Genomic DNA, 12,498 nt, shown 5'->3' with positions numbered 1-12,498 from the left:
CATGAAAGTGGTCGGTTTCGCGGGCTACTCCGGCTCCGGAAAAACCACCCTGGTGGAGCAGCTGATCCCGGCGCTCAAGTCCCGCGGACTGCGTGTGTCGGTGGTCAAACACGCCCACCACAAGTTCGACATCGACCACCCCGGAAAAGACACCTGGCGCCACCGTGAGGCCGGTGCTTTCGAGGTGGTGGCGGCCTCGTCGAAGCGGCTGGTGCTGATGCGGGAGTTCGAGCAGTCCGCCGAGCTCACGGTGCACCATTTGCTGGCCGAGGTCTACCCGGGTGTGGACTGGGTGCTGGTGGAAGGCTTCAAGAACAGCGATCTGCTCAAGATCGAGGTCTGGCGCGACGCCAGTGCCAGACCCGTGCAGTACCCCGACGACCCGTTCATCGTGGCGATCGCCACCGACAGTCCGGCGCAATTGCCCGAGTCCACCCTGAGGCCGGTGCTGGATTTGAACGACGCCGACGGGGTGGCGGGCTGGCTGGTCGACAATGGAGCGCGGTTCGAATACAACCCTGAGGCGTATCTCTAGCGCGTCTAGCGCGCTACCGCCGACCACCTCCACACCGCCCGCCATGACCCAACCCGCCCGAACCCCGTTGATGCCGCTGGACGCCGCGCTGGCTGATCTGCTGCGCCGGGTCGAGCCCCTGTCCCGCCCCGAAACTGTGGCCACCTTCGAGGCCGACCGCCGGGTGCTGGCCGAAGACCTGGTGTCTGAACTGCATGTGCCGCCGCAGGACAACTCGTCCATGGACGGTTATGCCCTGCGTGCGGCCGACGTGACCGAACCCGGCGTGGTGCTGCCGGTGTCGCAGCGCATCGCGGCCGGACACGCGGGGGAACCTCTGCGGCCCGGCACCTGCGCTCGCATCTTCACCGGCGCACCGCTGCCGGAAGGGGCGGATGCGGTGGTGATGCAGGAAGAGACGCGCGAGGTGGGCGGCGATCTGCATGGCGTGCACATCGATGCGATGCCCGCCCCGGGCCAGTGGGTGCGCCGGGCCGGGGAAGACGTGGCGCGCGGTTCGGTGGTGCTGGCCCGTGGCGAATGGCTGACGCCGGCGAGCCTGGGGCTGGCCGCCAGCATTGGCCGCGCGCAGCTGCAGGTGCTGGCGCGCCCGCGCGTGGCCCTGTTTTCCACCGGCGACGAGCTGGTGATGCCGGGTGAGGTGGCCCCGCGGGACATGCCGCCCGGCGCCATCTACAACTCCAACCGCTTTTTCCTGCGCACCCTGTTGCAGCGCCTGGGCTGCGAGGTGAGCGACCTGGGCATCGTGCCCGACCGGCGCGATGCCACCTTGGCCGCGCTCAAGACCGCGGCCGACCACCACGACCTGATCCTCACCAGCGGCGGCGTGTCGGTGGGCGAGGAAGACCACATCAAGCCCGCGGTGCAGCAGCTCGGCAGCCTGGACCTGTGGCAGATCGCCATGAAGCCGGGCAAGCCCTTCGCCTACGGCACGGTGCGGCGCGACGCCGGAGCGGGCGCCGACGCCGCCCAGGCCTGCCATTTCATCGGTCTGCCGGGCAACCCGGTGTCCAGCTACGTCACCTTTCTGTTGCTGGTGCGGCCCTTCCTGCTGCGGCTGCAGGGCGCGCGGGTGCCTACACCCCAGCCGATCCTGCTGCCGGCGCATTTCGATCTGCCTCGCGCCGACAAGCGCCGCGAGTTTCTGCGGGTGCGCCGCAATGCCGCCGGCGGGCTGGATCTGTTTGCCAACCAGAGTTCGGGGGTGCTGACCTCGGCCGTCTGGGGCGATGGTCTGGTGGACCACCCGGCCGGGCACACCATCGCGCACGGTGACCTGGTGTCCTACACCTCTTTTGCGGACCTGCTTGCATGAAAGTTCAACTGCGTTATTTCGCCTCCATTCGCGAGGCCATTGGCACCGGCAGCGAATCGCTGGAAACGGCCGCTGCCACGCTGGCGGCACTGCGCGACGAGCTGATCGCCCGCGGGGGCGCCTACGCCGACGTCCTGGCGCACGGCCGGGCCGTGCGCGTGGCGCTCAACCAGACCATGAGTGACGAGGCCGCGGCGCTGAGCGACGGCGCCGAAGTCGGCTTCTTCCCGCCCGTGACCGGAGGCTGAGCGTGAACGCCCGCGTCCGCATCCAGACCGGCGACTTCGACCTCTCCACCGAAGTTGCCGCGCTGCGCGAGCAGGACAAGCGCGTTGGCGCCGTCTGCAGCTTCATCGGCACCGTTCGCGACCGCAACGATGGCCAGAGCATCCGCACCATGGAGCTGGAGCACTACCCGGGCATGACGGAAAAGGCGATCGAGGCCATGATCGACGAGGCGTTCAAGCGCTTCAACATCTACGCCGCGCGGGTGATCCACCGCGTGGGCCTGCTGCAGCCGCTGGACCAGATCGTGCTCGTGGCCGTGAGCTCGGCACACCGTGGCGAGAGTTTCCAGGGCTGCGAATTCCTGATGGACTACCTCAAGACCCAGGCGCCGTTCTGGAAAAAGGAACAGACGCCCGAGGGCGCGCGCTGGGTCGATGCCCGCGAAAGCGATGACGCGGCCCTGGCCAAATGGGGCATCGAGAGCCGCAACGCCTGAGCAGCGCATGAGCGACACCCTGAACCTGAGCACCGAGGACGTTGAAGCGATCGAGCGGGCCACGTTGAAGGCAGTGGCGCCCGAGCGGGTGGACGCCATCGACGGCTGGCTGCTGCCCATGGACAGCGGCACGGTCGGCCGCGCTCACAGCGCCGTGCCACTGCACCACGGCGCACACGATCCGTCGCTGATCGACGAGGTCGCGCAACGCTACAAGGATGCCGGCCTGCGGCCGGTGTTGCGCCTGCCGGATGTGCCCGCTTTCGATGCCTGGTGGCCGGCACTGGCGGCACGGGGTTTCCGCCGCGAGCAGCCGACACTGACCCAGACCGGCGCGCTTGAGGGGCTGCTGTGTCTGGCCCCCGACACCGAGGGCGTGTCGCTGGAGCCGCGCCCAGATGCGGCCTGGATGGCGATGTTTCTGGGCGAGGGGCTCGATCCGGTGGACGGCGCGAGCCGCTCGCGCGCACTGTCGCGGGCCGAGGGCACGCTGTTCGGCAGTCTTCGGGAAGGCGGGCAGACCGTGGCTTGCGGCGCCGCCTGTTACGCCGAGGGCTGGCTGAGCATGCACGGCCTGCGCACGGTGGCCAGCCAGCGCGGGCGCGGGCTCGCGGGCCGGCTGATTCGCGCCATGGCGCTGGAGGCGCAGCGCCGGGGTATTGCCCGGGTGTTCCTGCAGGTCGACGGCGCCAACGCGCCGGCGCTGGCGCTCTACCGCCGCGCCGGCATGACCACCGCCTGGTCCTACGCCTACTGGCGGCTGCCCGCCACCGCCACCACTGCTGCGGGCTGAACGCGGCGCGGCGGGCGAAACACCAGCACATTGCCCAGCATCACCAGCACCAGCCCGGCCAGGGCCGGCGCGGTCCACTGGTAGCCTTCCAGCCAGGCCGACACATTGAGCGCGACCACCGGGAACAGCACCGTGCTGTAGGCCGCGCGCTCGGGCCCAAGGCGCCCCACCAGCGTGAGGTAGGCGGTGAAACCAATGACCGAGCCGGGTATGGCCAGGTAGAGCAGGGCGCCGGTGTAGCGCCAGGTCGGCTCGAAGCTCAGTGGCAGGCCGGCCAGCAGCGCGTAGCCCAGCAGCACCAGCGTGCCCACGAGCATGCCCCATGCATTGGTCTGTACGGGCTTGAGCCCCTGGCCCTGCAGCGCGGCCGAGAGCAGATTGCCGCAGGAAAAACACAGCGTGCCCGCCAAGGCCCAGGCCAGCCCGGCGAGGCTGCCCGCACCGGCATGCCGGATTTCGGGCCAGAACAGCAGCACCAGCCCGGCCAGGCCCAGCGCGCCGCCCGCCAGCACCTGGGGCGCGAGCCGGCGCCCATGGATCAGGCGCGCGAGCAGGGCGTTCCACAGGGTGGCGCTGGAAAACACCACCGCCACCAGGCCGCTGGCCAGGGTCTGGCTGGCCTGCAGGAAACACACGAAATTCAGGCAAAACAGGCACAGGCCCTGGCCCAGCACCCACCAGGCGGCCTGCCCGCGCGGGCGCACCAGCTGCCGCCGCCAAGCCAGCCAGGCAAACAGCAGCAAGGCCGCCAGCCCGAAACGGTAGGCGATCGACAGGGCGATGGGCACGGGGCCCAGTTGCCACTTCAGGGCGATCCAGGTGGTGCCCCAAATCAGCACCACACTGGCGTACAGAACAGCGTTCACGGTGTTTTCTCCAACAGATGCCCCGAGCATCGGGCCAACGCGGTGTGGCCGGTTGCAGATTCCTGCGGTTTTGTGGCCTTGCCCGGCGCGGGCCAGCCGCCACCTCGCTACGATGCGCAGGTGACCACCACCACCGCCGCCGCCGCGTCTGCCACTTCGGCGCGCCCGTCCACCACCCGAACCCCCGGCGTGTTCGAGGTGTTGAGCCGCTCGCGTGCGCGGCTGGAACGGTCCGCCCTGCTGGGCGACGCCCTGCTGCTGGCCCAGTGGCACAACGAGCTGGACCGCCCGAGCTATCAGCAGCCCGGGCACCACACACTGTCTGTCTACCTCGAAGGCGGACAGGGCACGCGGCTGGTGGGCAGTGCGGGGGAACCCGGTGCGCCGGGCCTGCACTGCGTGCTGCCGGCCGAGCACGAGTCGCACTGGCAGGTGGAGCAGCCGTTCCGCTTTCTGCACCTGTATCTGTCGGAGCAGGCCTGGGCCGACCGGGTGGTGCGCCTGCTCGACGCCGAGCCACGCGCCCACACCCTGGAGCCCTGCATCTTCGGCGCCGACCCCGCCCTGGCGGGCTGGGCGCAGGCGGTGGCCGGGCTGGACTGGAGCGACGCATCGGCCCGGCTGCGTGCCAACGCCTGGAGCCAGCAGGCGCTGGACCGCCTGGTGCTGCGCGCTGCCCGGCCGCGCGCCCGCGCCGCGGCGCAGCGCCCGCTGGGAGGGCTGTCCACGGCGGTGCGCCGGCGGGTGCTGGAACACATCGACGCGCATCTGGACGGCGCCCAGGACGCGCTCACGCTGGGTCGCCTGGCCGCTCTGGCCCATCTGTCCGAGTTCCACTTCGCGCGCATGTTTCGCGTCTCCATGGGCTGCAGCGTGCTGGGCTGGATCATCCAGCGCCGCATGGCCCGCGCCCAGGCCCTGCTGGCGGCCGGGCGGTTGCCGCTGGCGCAGGTGGCGATGGACTGCGGGCTGGGCAGCGCCAGCCATCTGAGCCAGCTGTTCCGACAGCGGCTGGGCGTGACACCGCTGCAGTACCGGCGGTTCGCCGCAGCCTGAGACGAAGCCTGATCTGGGTCAAACCCACGCTGCGGGCGGATACTGCGTGGCGGTATCCGCCTTGAAAAGCCGGGCGGCAACACCACATGCCGAGGAATACCATTTATTCGGGAGTGCCCATTCATGCGACTCGACAAACTCACCACCAAGTTCCAGGAAGCCCTGGGGGAAGCCCAGACGCTGGCGCTGGGTGCCGACCACGCCTACATCGAACCGTCCCACCTGCTGCTGGCCCTGCTGCGCCAGGCCGATGGCCCCGCCTCGCTGCTGCAGCGCGCGGGCGTCAACGTGCAGGGCCTGGCCAAAGCGGCCGAAGCGGCCATGAAACGGCTGCCCGAGGTGCAGGGGCAGGACCAGGTGCAGGTCGGCCAGGAGCTGGGCAAGCTGCTGCAGGCCACGGAAAAGGAAGCCATCAAGCGCGGTGACCAGTTCATCGCCAGCGAGCTGTTCCTGCTCGCCGTGGCCGACAGCAAGGGCGAACTCGGCCGCATCGCGAACGAAAACGGCCTGAACCGCAAGAGCCTGGAGAGCGCCATCACCGCCGTGCGCGGCGGCCAGAAGATGGACAGCCCCGAGGCCGAGGGCCAGCGCGAGGCGCTCAAGAAATACACGCTCGATCTCACCGAACGCGCCCGCCTGGGCAAGCTCGACCCGGTGATCGGCCGCGACGACGAGATCCGCCGCGCCATCCAGGTGCTGCAGCGCCGCACCAAGAACAACCCCGTGCTGATTGGCGAACCCGGCGTGGGCAAGACCGCCATCGTCGAAGGCCTGGCCCAGCGCATCGTGGCCGGCGAGGTGCCCGATTCGCTCAAGGGCAAGCGCGTGCTCAGCCTGGACATGGCAGCGCTGCTGGCCGGCGCCAAGTTCCGTGGCGAGTTCGAGGAGCGCCTGAAGACCGTGCTCAACGAGCTGGCCAAGGACGAAGGCCAGACCATCGTCTTCATCGACGAGCTGCACACCATGGTGGGCGCGGGCAAGGCCGAGGGCGCGATGGACGCTGGCAACATGCTCAAGCCGGCGCTGGCACGCGGTGAACTGCATTGCGTGGGCGCGACCACGCTGGACGAATACCGCAAGTACATCGAAAAAGATGCCGCGCTGGAGCGCCGTTTCCAGAAGATCCTGGTGGGCGAACCCAGCGTGGAGGCCACCATTGCCATCCTGCGTGGCCTGCAGGAAAAGTACGAGGTGCACCATGGCGTGCAGATCACCGATCCGGCCATCGTGGCCGCGGCCGAGCTCAGCCACCGCTACATCACCGACCGTTTCCTTCCCGACAAGGCCATCGACCTGATCGACGAGGCTGCTTCCAAAATCAAGATCGAGCTCGACTCCAAGCCCGAGGTGATGGACCGGCTCGACCGCCGCCTGATCCAGCTGCAGATCGAGCGCGAAGCCGTGAAGCGCGAAAAGGACGAAGCCTCGCAGAAACGCTACGGCCTGATCGAGGAAGAGATCGGCCGGCTGGAGAAGGAAATCTCCGACCTCGACGAGATCTGGAAGTCCGAAAAGGCCGCTGCGCTGGGCTCCAAGGACGTGATGGAAGAGATGGACCGCATCCGCTCGCAGATCAAGAGCTACACCGACAAGGGCGACTTCAACAAGGTCGCCGAATTGCAGTACGGCAAGTTGCCCGAGCTGGAAAAGCGCCTGAAGGACGCGCAGGCGGTGGAGTCGGGCAAGGCGCTGAACAAGGACGGCAAGGGCCGCCCGCAGCTGCTGCGCACCCAGGTCGGCGCCGAAGAGATCGCCGAGGTGGTGGCGCGCGCCACGGGGATTCCGGTGAGCAAGCTCATGCAGGGCGAGCGCGACAAGCTGCTGCTGATGGAAGGCAAGCTGCACGAACGTGTGGTCGGCCAGGACGAGGCCATCGGAGCCGTGGCCAACGCCATCCGCCGTTCGCGCTCGGGCCTGTCCGACCCGAACCGCCCCACCGGTTCCTTCCTGTTCCTCGGCCCCACCGGCGTGGGCAAGACCGAGCTGTGCAAGGCGCTGGCCGGCTTCCTGTTCGACAGCGAAGACCACCTGGTGCGCATCGACATGAGCGAGTTCATGGAGAAACATTCCGTGGCCCGCCTCATCGGCGCGCCACCCGGCTACGTGGGCTACGAAGAGGGCGGCTACCTCACCGAAGCCGTGCGCCGCAAGCCCTACAGCGTGCTGCTGCTCGATGAGGTGGAGAAGGCCCACCCGGACGTGTTCAACGTGCTGCTGCAGGTGCTCGACGACGGCCGCCTGACGGACGGCCAGGGCCGCACCGTGGACTTCAAGAACACCGTGATCGTGATGACGAGCAACATCGGCTCGCACATGATCCAGGCGATGGTGGGCGAGCCCTACGAAGACGTGAAGGAAGCCGTGTGGGGCGAGCTGAAGAACCACTTCCGCCCGGAGTTCCTCAACCGCATCGACGAGACGGTGGTGTTCCATGCGCTGGACGCGCAGCACATCGAGTCGATCGCCGCGATCCAGCTCAAGGTGCTCGAAGCGCGCCTGGCCAAGATGGACCTGCACCTGCAGGTGTCGCCCGCGGCACTGGCCGAACTGGCCAAGGTGGGTTTCGACCCGGTGTTCGGCGCCCGGCCGCTCAAGCGCGCGATCCAGCAGCGCATCGAGAACCCGCTCTCGAAGTTCCTGCTGGAAGGCCGCTACCCGCCGAAGTCCTCGATTCCGGTGACCGTGGACCCGGTGCAGAACCCGGGCGTGTTCCAGTTCGGCGAGGCCGTGGAACAGGCCTGAGCCTTCCCGCAGAGGGATCCAGGCCCGGTGCCGTGTTGGCGCCGGGCCTTTTTCATGTCGACCACTTCGCCACTCGGCCACGCCGGAGCGAGTCCCGCAACGCATGAAGCGGTCTAGCCAAGGACACCGAGGAACCGGCTTCGCCGGGCCTCAGGTGTCGCCCCCCTCAGGGGGGTGGCGCCGAAGGCGACGCGGGGGGCTATCCCTTGAACACCTGTGCGTAGGTGTCGCGCAGCAGGTTCTTCTGCACCTTGCCCATCACGTTGCGGGGCAGGTCGTTCACCACGAACAGGTGCTTGGGCACCTTGAAGCCCGCAATGCGCTCCTTGATGGCCGCGCTGAGCTGGGCCGGGTCCAGGCTGGCGCCGGGCTGGGGCACCACCACCGCCACCACGCCTTCACCAAAGTCCGGGTGCGGGCAGCCGATCACCGCCGATTCGGCCACGCCTTCGAGCTCGTTGATGTAGCCCTCGACCTCGGCCGGGTACACGTTGTAGCCGCCGGTGATGATCAGGTCCTTGCTGCGCCCGACGATGGTGAGGTAGCCCGCGTCGTTGAAGTGGCCCACGTCGCCGGTGCGAAACCAGCCGTCGGCCGAGAACTCGCGCGCGTTGGCCTCGGGCATGCGCCAGTAGCCGGGGAACACGTTCGGCCCCCGGACCTCGATGTTGCCGATGCCGCCCGCCGGGCAGGCCTGGCCGTTTTCGTCCACGCAGCGCACCTGCACCCCCGGCAGCGGCCGGCCCACCGTGCCACCCAGGCGCGGGCCGTCTTCGGCCCGGTAGGGGTTGGAGGTCAGCATCAGCGTTTCGCTCATGCCGTAGCGCTCCAGGATGGTGTGGCCGGTGCGCTGCTGCCACTCGCGAAAGGTTTCGGCCAGCAGCGGGGCCGAGCCGCTGATGAACAGCCGCATGGCGCCGCAGGCACCGGGCGTGAGGGCAGGCTCCTGCAGCAGCCGCACGTACAGCGTGGGCACGCCCATGAAGACCGTGGCCCGGGGCAGCCAGTCCAGCACCTGCCGGGGTTTGAAGCGGCCCATCCAGAGCATGGTGCTGGCGCCCAGCAGGGCGCAGTGGGCGGCCACGAAGAGGCCGTGCACGTGGAAGATGGGCAGCGCGTGGATCAGCACGTCGTGCGGCTGCCAGCCCCACAGGGTCTGCAGCGTGCGCGCGTTGGAGGCCAGGTTGTGATGCGTCAGCTGCGCGCCCTTGCTGCGGCCGGTGGTACCGCTGGTGTAGAGGATGGCCGCCAGATCGTCGCCCGAGACCTCGCAGACGCGGTGTTCGCCCGGGTGCGCCTGCACCGCATCCATCAGGCTGCCGCTGCCGTCGGCGGCCAGAGTCACCAAGTGGGGCACGCCCAGCCCGGCGGCCAGGGGCGAGAGCGCGGCCAGCCGGGCCGGATCGCCCACGAACACCGCGGGCTGCGCGTTTTCCATGAAGTAGGCTAGCTCGGCCGACTGGTAGGCGGTGTTCAGCGGCACATAGACCATGCCCGAGCGCAGGCAGGCCAGGTAGAACAGCAGGGCGGGCACCGACTTTTCCACCTGCACCATCACACGGTCGCCGGGTCGCAGGCCCAGGCTTTCCAGCCAGTTGGCCATGCGGCCGGACAGGGCGTCGATGTCGCCGAAGGTGACACTGTGCCCGTCGTCGGTGGTGATCGCGGTTTTCTGCAGGCTCTGGCCGAACGCGGCGCGGAACAGGGCGTAGAGGTTGTGGTGTTCCATGGGGTGGTGGGGAAAAAGGGGCCGGGCTCCGTGGCGCTCAGGGCGCGGGCTTGAGCAGCCGGCGCACGGCCGATGAGTGGCTGACCTTGTTGTCCATGAACTGCTGGTGGCGCACCTCGACCGAGTCGATGTCGTAGAGGTAGTTGACCATCAGGCCCAGGGACTGTTTGATGCCCTTGCGGGAGAGGTCGGCGGCGAAGTTCACGCGCTCCAGCCGCGCGCCGTTGTCGAGGTGGAACCGCGCCACTGGGTCGCCCAGCGCCTCGTGCGAGGCGCTCACGAGGTAGCGGGCGCACAGGCTGGCCAGGTCCTCCTGCAGGCTTTTGGGCATGGACGCCAGGTCGGGCGCGGCGGGGGTGGGGTGGGCCTGCCGCCAGGCGTTCACCCGCTGCAGGGCAGCGCTCCAGGCCGCATCACCGCCCTCGGTGGTGGCCTGCGCGAGCCAGCGCGCGAAGCCGGGCACGGGCGAGAGCGTGCAGAAGGTCTTGAGCTGGGGCAGTTCGGTGCTGAGCTGGGCGGCCACCTTCTTGATCAGGAAGTTGCCCAGCGAGACCCCGCGCAGGCCCGGCTGGCAGTTGCTGATGGAATAGAACACGGCGGTGCGGGCGCTGGCCGCGGCGGCCGCATCGGGTTGCGATTCGATCAGCGGCGCGATCGCCTCGGCCATGTCCTGCACCAGGGCCACTTCCACGAAGATCAGCGGTTCGTCGGGCAGTTGCGGGTGGAAGAAGGCGTAGCAGCGGCGGTCGGGCTGCAGGCGCCGGCGCAGATCGGCCCAGCCCGAGATCTCGTGCACCGCTTCGTGGTGAATGATCTTTTCGAGCAGGGCCGCGCTGGACTGCCAGTCCACACGCTCCAGGCGCAGGAAACCGGGGTTGAACCAGGAGCTCAGCAGGTGCAGGAAGTCGGCGTCCACCGCGGCCAGTTCCGGGCTGTTCCTGAGCAGGCCCAGCAGATCGTTGCGCATGGACAGCAGCATCAGGGTGCCGCCCGGTGCGCGGTTCACGCGGCGCAGCAGTTCCTGGCGCAGCGGTTCCACCGCCTGCGTGAGCGTGGCCAGGTTGCCGGCGGCGGGCGATTCGGCGTAGCGCGTGGCCGCGGCCAGTACCTGGTCGGGGTGGGGCGAAAACCCCGTGGCCAGCGCGGCAAAAAAGGCCTCGCGCTGTGCCGCGGGCAGGGTCTTGTAGCGTTCGATCACCTCCAGCGCCAGCGCGTACACGTTGGCCTGGCCCCGTTCCGACACCAGTTGCCGGCACGATCGCAGCAGCGGCGCCAGGGACCGGTCCAGCAGGGCCTTCTGGGCCAGCCGTTTGAGTTTTTCCAGCATCGATCGTCATCCCATCAGTTGTTCGGGCAGCCAGGTGGCGAGCTCCGGGAACACGCACAGCAGCAGGATGGCCAGCACCATGCACATCATGAAAGGGAACGCGCCCTTGAGGATGGTCGGCAGGCGCACGTCGGGTGTGATGCCGTTGATCACGAACAGGTTCAACCCCACTGGCGGCGTGATCAGGCCGAGCTCCATGTTGATGGTGAGGATCACGCCGAACCAGATCGGGTCGAAGCCCGCGGCGGTGATCACCGGCATCAGGATGGGCGTGGTCATCAGGATGATGGCCGCCGGCGGCAGGAAGCAGCCGGCCACCAGCAGCAGCAGGTTGATCGCCGCCAGCACCACCCAGCGGTTGACCTGCAGCTCGCCGATGGCCTCGGCCACCGACTGCGTGACCTGCAGCGACGACATCATGTAGCCGAACAGGATGGAGGCGCCGATGATCATGAGCAGCATGCCGGATTCGCGCAGACCGTCGCGCAGGATGAGCCACAGGTCCATGGGTTTCCAGACCCGGTAGATCACGATCACCATCAGCAGGCACAGCGCCGCGCCCACGCCCGCCGCTTCGGAGGGCGTGGCGATGCCGCCGTACAGCGCGTAGACCACACCGACGATCACCACGATGAAGGGCAGCAGCCGGGGCAGCAGTTCGAGCTTTTCCTTCAGGCTGTAGATGCGGTCGTGGTCCACCAGCACGGTGCCGCGTTTCCAGCTCAGGAACAGCGCCCAGGCCATGAAGAGGCCGGTGAGCAGCAGGCCTGGGATGACGCCCGCGAGGAACAACCGGCCGATCGAGGTTTCCGAGGCGATGCCGTACAGGATCATGGTGATGCTGGGCGGGATCAGGATGCCCAGTGTGCCGCCCGCGGCGATGGCGCCGGTGGCCAGATCGGCGTCGTAACCGCGCTTGCGCATCTCGGGGATGCCCATCTTGCCGATCGCCGCGCAGGTCGCCGGCGACGAGCCGGTGAGGGCCGAGAACAGGGCGCAGGCGCCGATGTTGGAGATCACGAGCGAGCCCGGCACCCGGTGCAGCCAGCGCGACAGCGCCTCGTACAGGTCGCTGCCCGCGCGCGACGACGCCACGGCCGCGCCCATGATGATGAACATGGGCAGCGAGACGAGCGTGAAATCGCTCAGACCCGCGAAGATGGTTTCGGGCAGGAAGTTGACGCTGTACCAGCCGTCGAACACCACCATGAAGAACAGCGCCACGGCACCCATGCCGAAGGCGATGGGCAGGCCGGTGGCCAGCACCGCGACCGTGACCACGAAGATCAGCAGACCAATGGCCAGTGCGCTCATGGGGCTGCCCTCCGTGCTGCGCACTGCGGGGCTGAGCGCCTTCGGAACGGCCGTGCGTCGCTCATGGGATGTCGTCCGTCAAAGGAACGAAAGAAGT

11 protein-coding genes are annotated in these 12,498 nt (G+C 68.6%); 7 read left to right on the top strand and 4 right to left on the bottom strand.

Translation table 11 applies throughout. From position 1 onward, the window contains the following. The first annotated feature begins 1 nt into the window (after position 1). From mobB to HTA01S_RS00705, 5 genes are read left to right on the top strand one after another with little or no spacing between them, the layout of a single operon-like run. Positions 2–535 (top strand): molybdopterin-guanine dinucleotide biosynthesis protein B, encoded by a 534-nt coding sequence (mobB, locus tag HTA01S_RS00725; protein WP_068166382.1) that lies wholly within the window; start codon positions 2–4, stop codon positions 533–535. A gap of 43 nt (positions 536–578) precedes the next feature. Continuing rightward, entirely contained in the window at positions 579–1,850 is a 1,272-nt protein-coding gene (locus tag HTA01S_RS00720; protein WP_068166379.1) for a molybdopterin molybdotransferase MoeA, read from the top strand. Then, positions 1,847–2,098, top strand: a complete 252-nt coding sequence (gene moaD, locus HTA01S_RS00715; RefSeq protein ID WP_068166377.1) for a molybdopterin converting factor subunit 1 — start codon at positions 1,847–1,849, stop codon at positions 2,096–2,098. The genes HTA01S_RS00720 and moaD overlap by 4 nt, the downstream gene beginning before the upstream one ends. After that, entirely contained in the window at positions 2,095–2,574 is a 480-nt protein-coding gene (locus HTA01S_RS00710; RefSeq protein WP_068166373.1) for a molybdenum cofactor biosynthesis protein MoaE, read from the top strand. The genes moaD and HTA01S_RS00710 overlap by 4 nt, the downstream gene beginning before the upstream one ends. A gap of 7 nt (positions 2,575–2,581) precedes the next feature. Beyond that, positions 2,582–3,367: a GNAT family N-acetyltransferase gene (locus HTA01S_RS00705; RefSeq protein ID WP_068166371.1), complete on the top strand. Its 786-nt coding sequence runs from the start codon at positions 2,582–2,584 to the stop codon at positions 3,365–3,367. On the opposite strand, the gene HTA01S_RS00700 is transcribed toward HTA01S_RS00705, so the two are convergent. Beyond that, positions 3,325–4,233, bottom strand: coding sequence for a DMT family transporter (locus HTA01S_RS00700; RefSeq protein ID WP_157571921.1), 909 nt, complete (start codon positions 4,231–4,233; stop codon positions 3,325–3,327). The genes HTA01S_RS00705 and HTA01S_RS00700 overlap by 43 nt on opposite strands. A 120-nt stretch (positions 4,234–4,353) precedes the next feature. Between HTA01S_RS00700 and HTA01S_RS00695 the strand changes: the two genes are divergently transcribed. Then, entirely contained in the window at positions 4,354–5,289 is a 936-nt protein-coding gene (locus HTA01S_RS00695) for a helix-turn-helix transcriptional regulator (RefSeq protein ID WP_084235803.1), read from the top strand. 123 nt (positions 5,290–5,412) lie between these two features. Next, positions 5,413–8,031: an ATP-dependent chaperone ClpB gene (gene clpB, locus HTA01S_RS00690; RefSeq protein WP_068166367.1), complete on the top strand. Its 2,619-nt coding sequence runs from the start codon at positions 5,413–5,415 to the stop codon at positions 8,029–8,031. 199 nt (positions 8,032–8,230) lie between these two features. On the opposite strand, the gene HTA01S_RS00685 is transcribed toward clpB, so the two are convergent. From HTA01S_RS00685 to HTA01S_RS00675, 3 genes are read right to left on the bottom strand one after another with little or no spacing between them, the layout of a single operon-like run. Next, positions 8,231–9,760, bottom strand: a complete 1,530-nt coding sequence (locus HTA01S_RS00685) for a malonate--CoA ligase (RefSeq protein WP_068166365.1) — start codon at positions 9,758–9,760, stop codon at positions 8,231–8,233. 37 nt (positions 9,761–9,797) lie between these two features. Further along, complete coding sequence (locus HTA01S_RS00680; RefSeq protein WP_068166362.1) at positions 9,798–11,087, bottom strand: malonyl-CoA decarboxylase; 1,290 nt, start codon at positions 11,085–11,087, stop codon at positions 9,798–9,800. Positions 11,088–11,093: 6 nt separating this feature from the next. Then, positions 11,094–12,401: a TRAP transporter large permease gene (locus tag HTA01S_RS00675; protein ID WP_068166358.1), complete on the bottom strand. Its 1,308-nt coding sequence runs from the start codon at positions 12,399–12,401 to the stop codon at positions 11,094–11,096. Positions 12,402–12,498 lie beyond the last annotated feature (97 nt).

It is taken from the genome of Hydrogenophaga taeniospiralis CCUG 15921 (assembly GCF_001592305.1).
In the GTDB taxonomy this organism is placed as follows: domain Bacteria; phylum Pseudomonadota; class Gammaproteobacteria; order Burkholderiales; family Burkholderiaceae_C; genus Hydrogenophaga; species Hydrogenophaga taeniospiralis.
Note: the sequence above shows the minus strand (reverse complement) of the source record. Positions and strands in the feature narration are given on the sequence as shown.

Excerpts from the sequence above, each read along its gene's own strand:
- mobB (WP_068166382.1), top strand. The coding sequence starts at position 2 with ATGAAAGTGGTCGGTTTCGCGGGCTACTCCGGCTCCGGAAAAACCACC.
- HTA01S_RS00720 (WP_068166379.1), top strand. The coding sequence starts at position 579 with ATGACCCAACCCGCCCGAACCCCGTTGATGCCGCTGGACGCCGCGCTG.
- moaD (WP_068166377.1), top strand. The coding sequence starts at position 1,847 with ATGAAAGTTCAACTGCGTTATTTCGCCTCCATTCGCGAGGCCATTGGC.
- HTA01S_RS00705 (WP_068166371.1), top strand. The coding sequence starts at position 2,582 with ATGAGCGACACCCTGAACCTGAGCACCGAGGACGTTGAAGCGATCGAG.
- clpB (WP_068166367.1), top strand. The coding sequence starts at position 5,413 with ATGCGACTCGACAAACTCACCACCAAGTTCCAGGAAGCCCTGGGGGAA.
- HTA01S_RS00685 (WP_068166365.1), bottom strand. The coding sequence starts at position 9,760 with ATGGAACACCACAACCTCTACGCCCTGTTCCGCGCCGCGTTCGGCCAG.
- HTA01S_RS00680 (WP_068166362.1), bottom strand. The coding sequence starts at position 11,087 with ATGCTGGAAAAACTCAAACGGCTGGCCCAGAAGGCCCTGCTGGACCGG.
- HTA01S_RS00675 (WP_068166358.1), bottom strand. The coding sequence starts at position 12,401 with ATGAGCGCACTGGCCATTGGTCTGCTGATCTTCGTGGTCACGGTCGCG.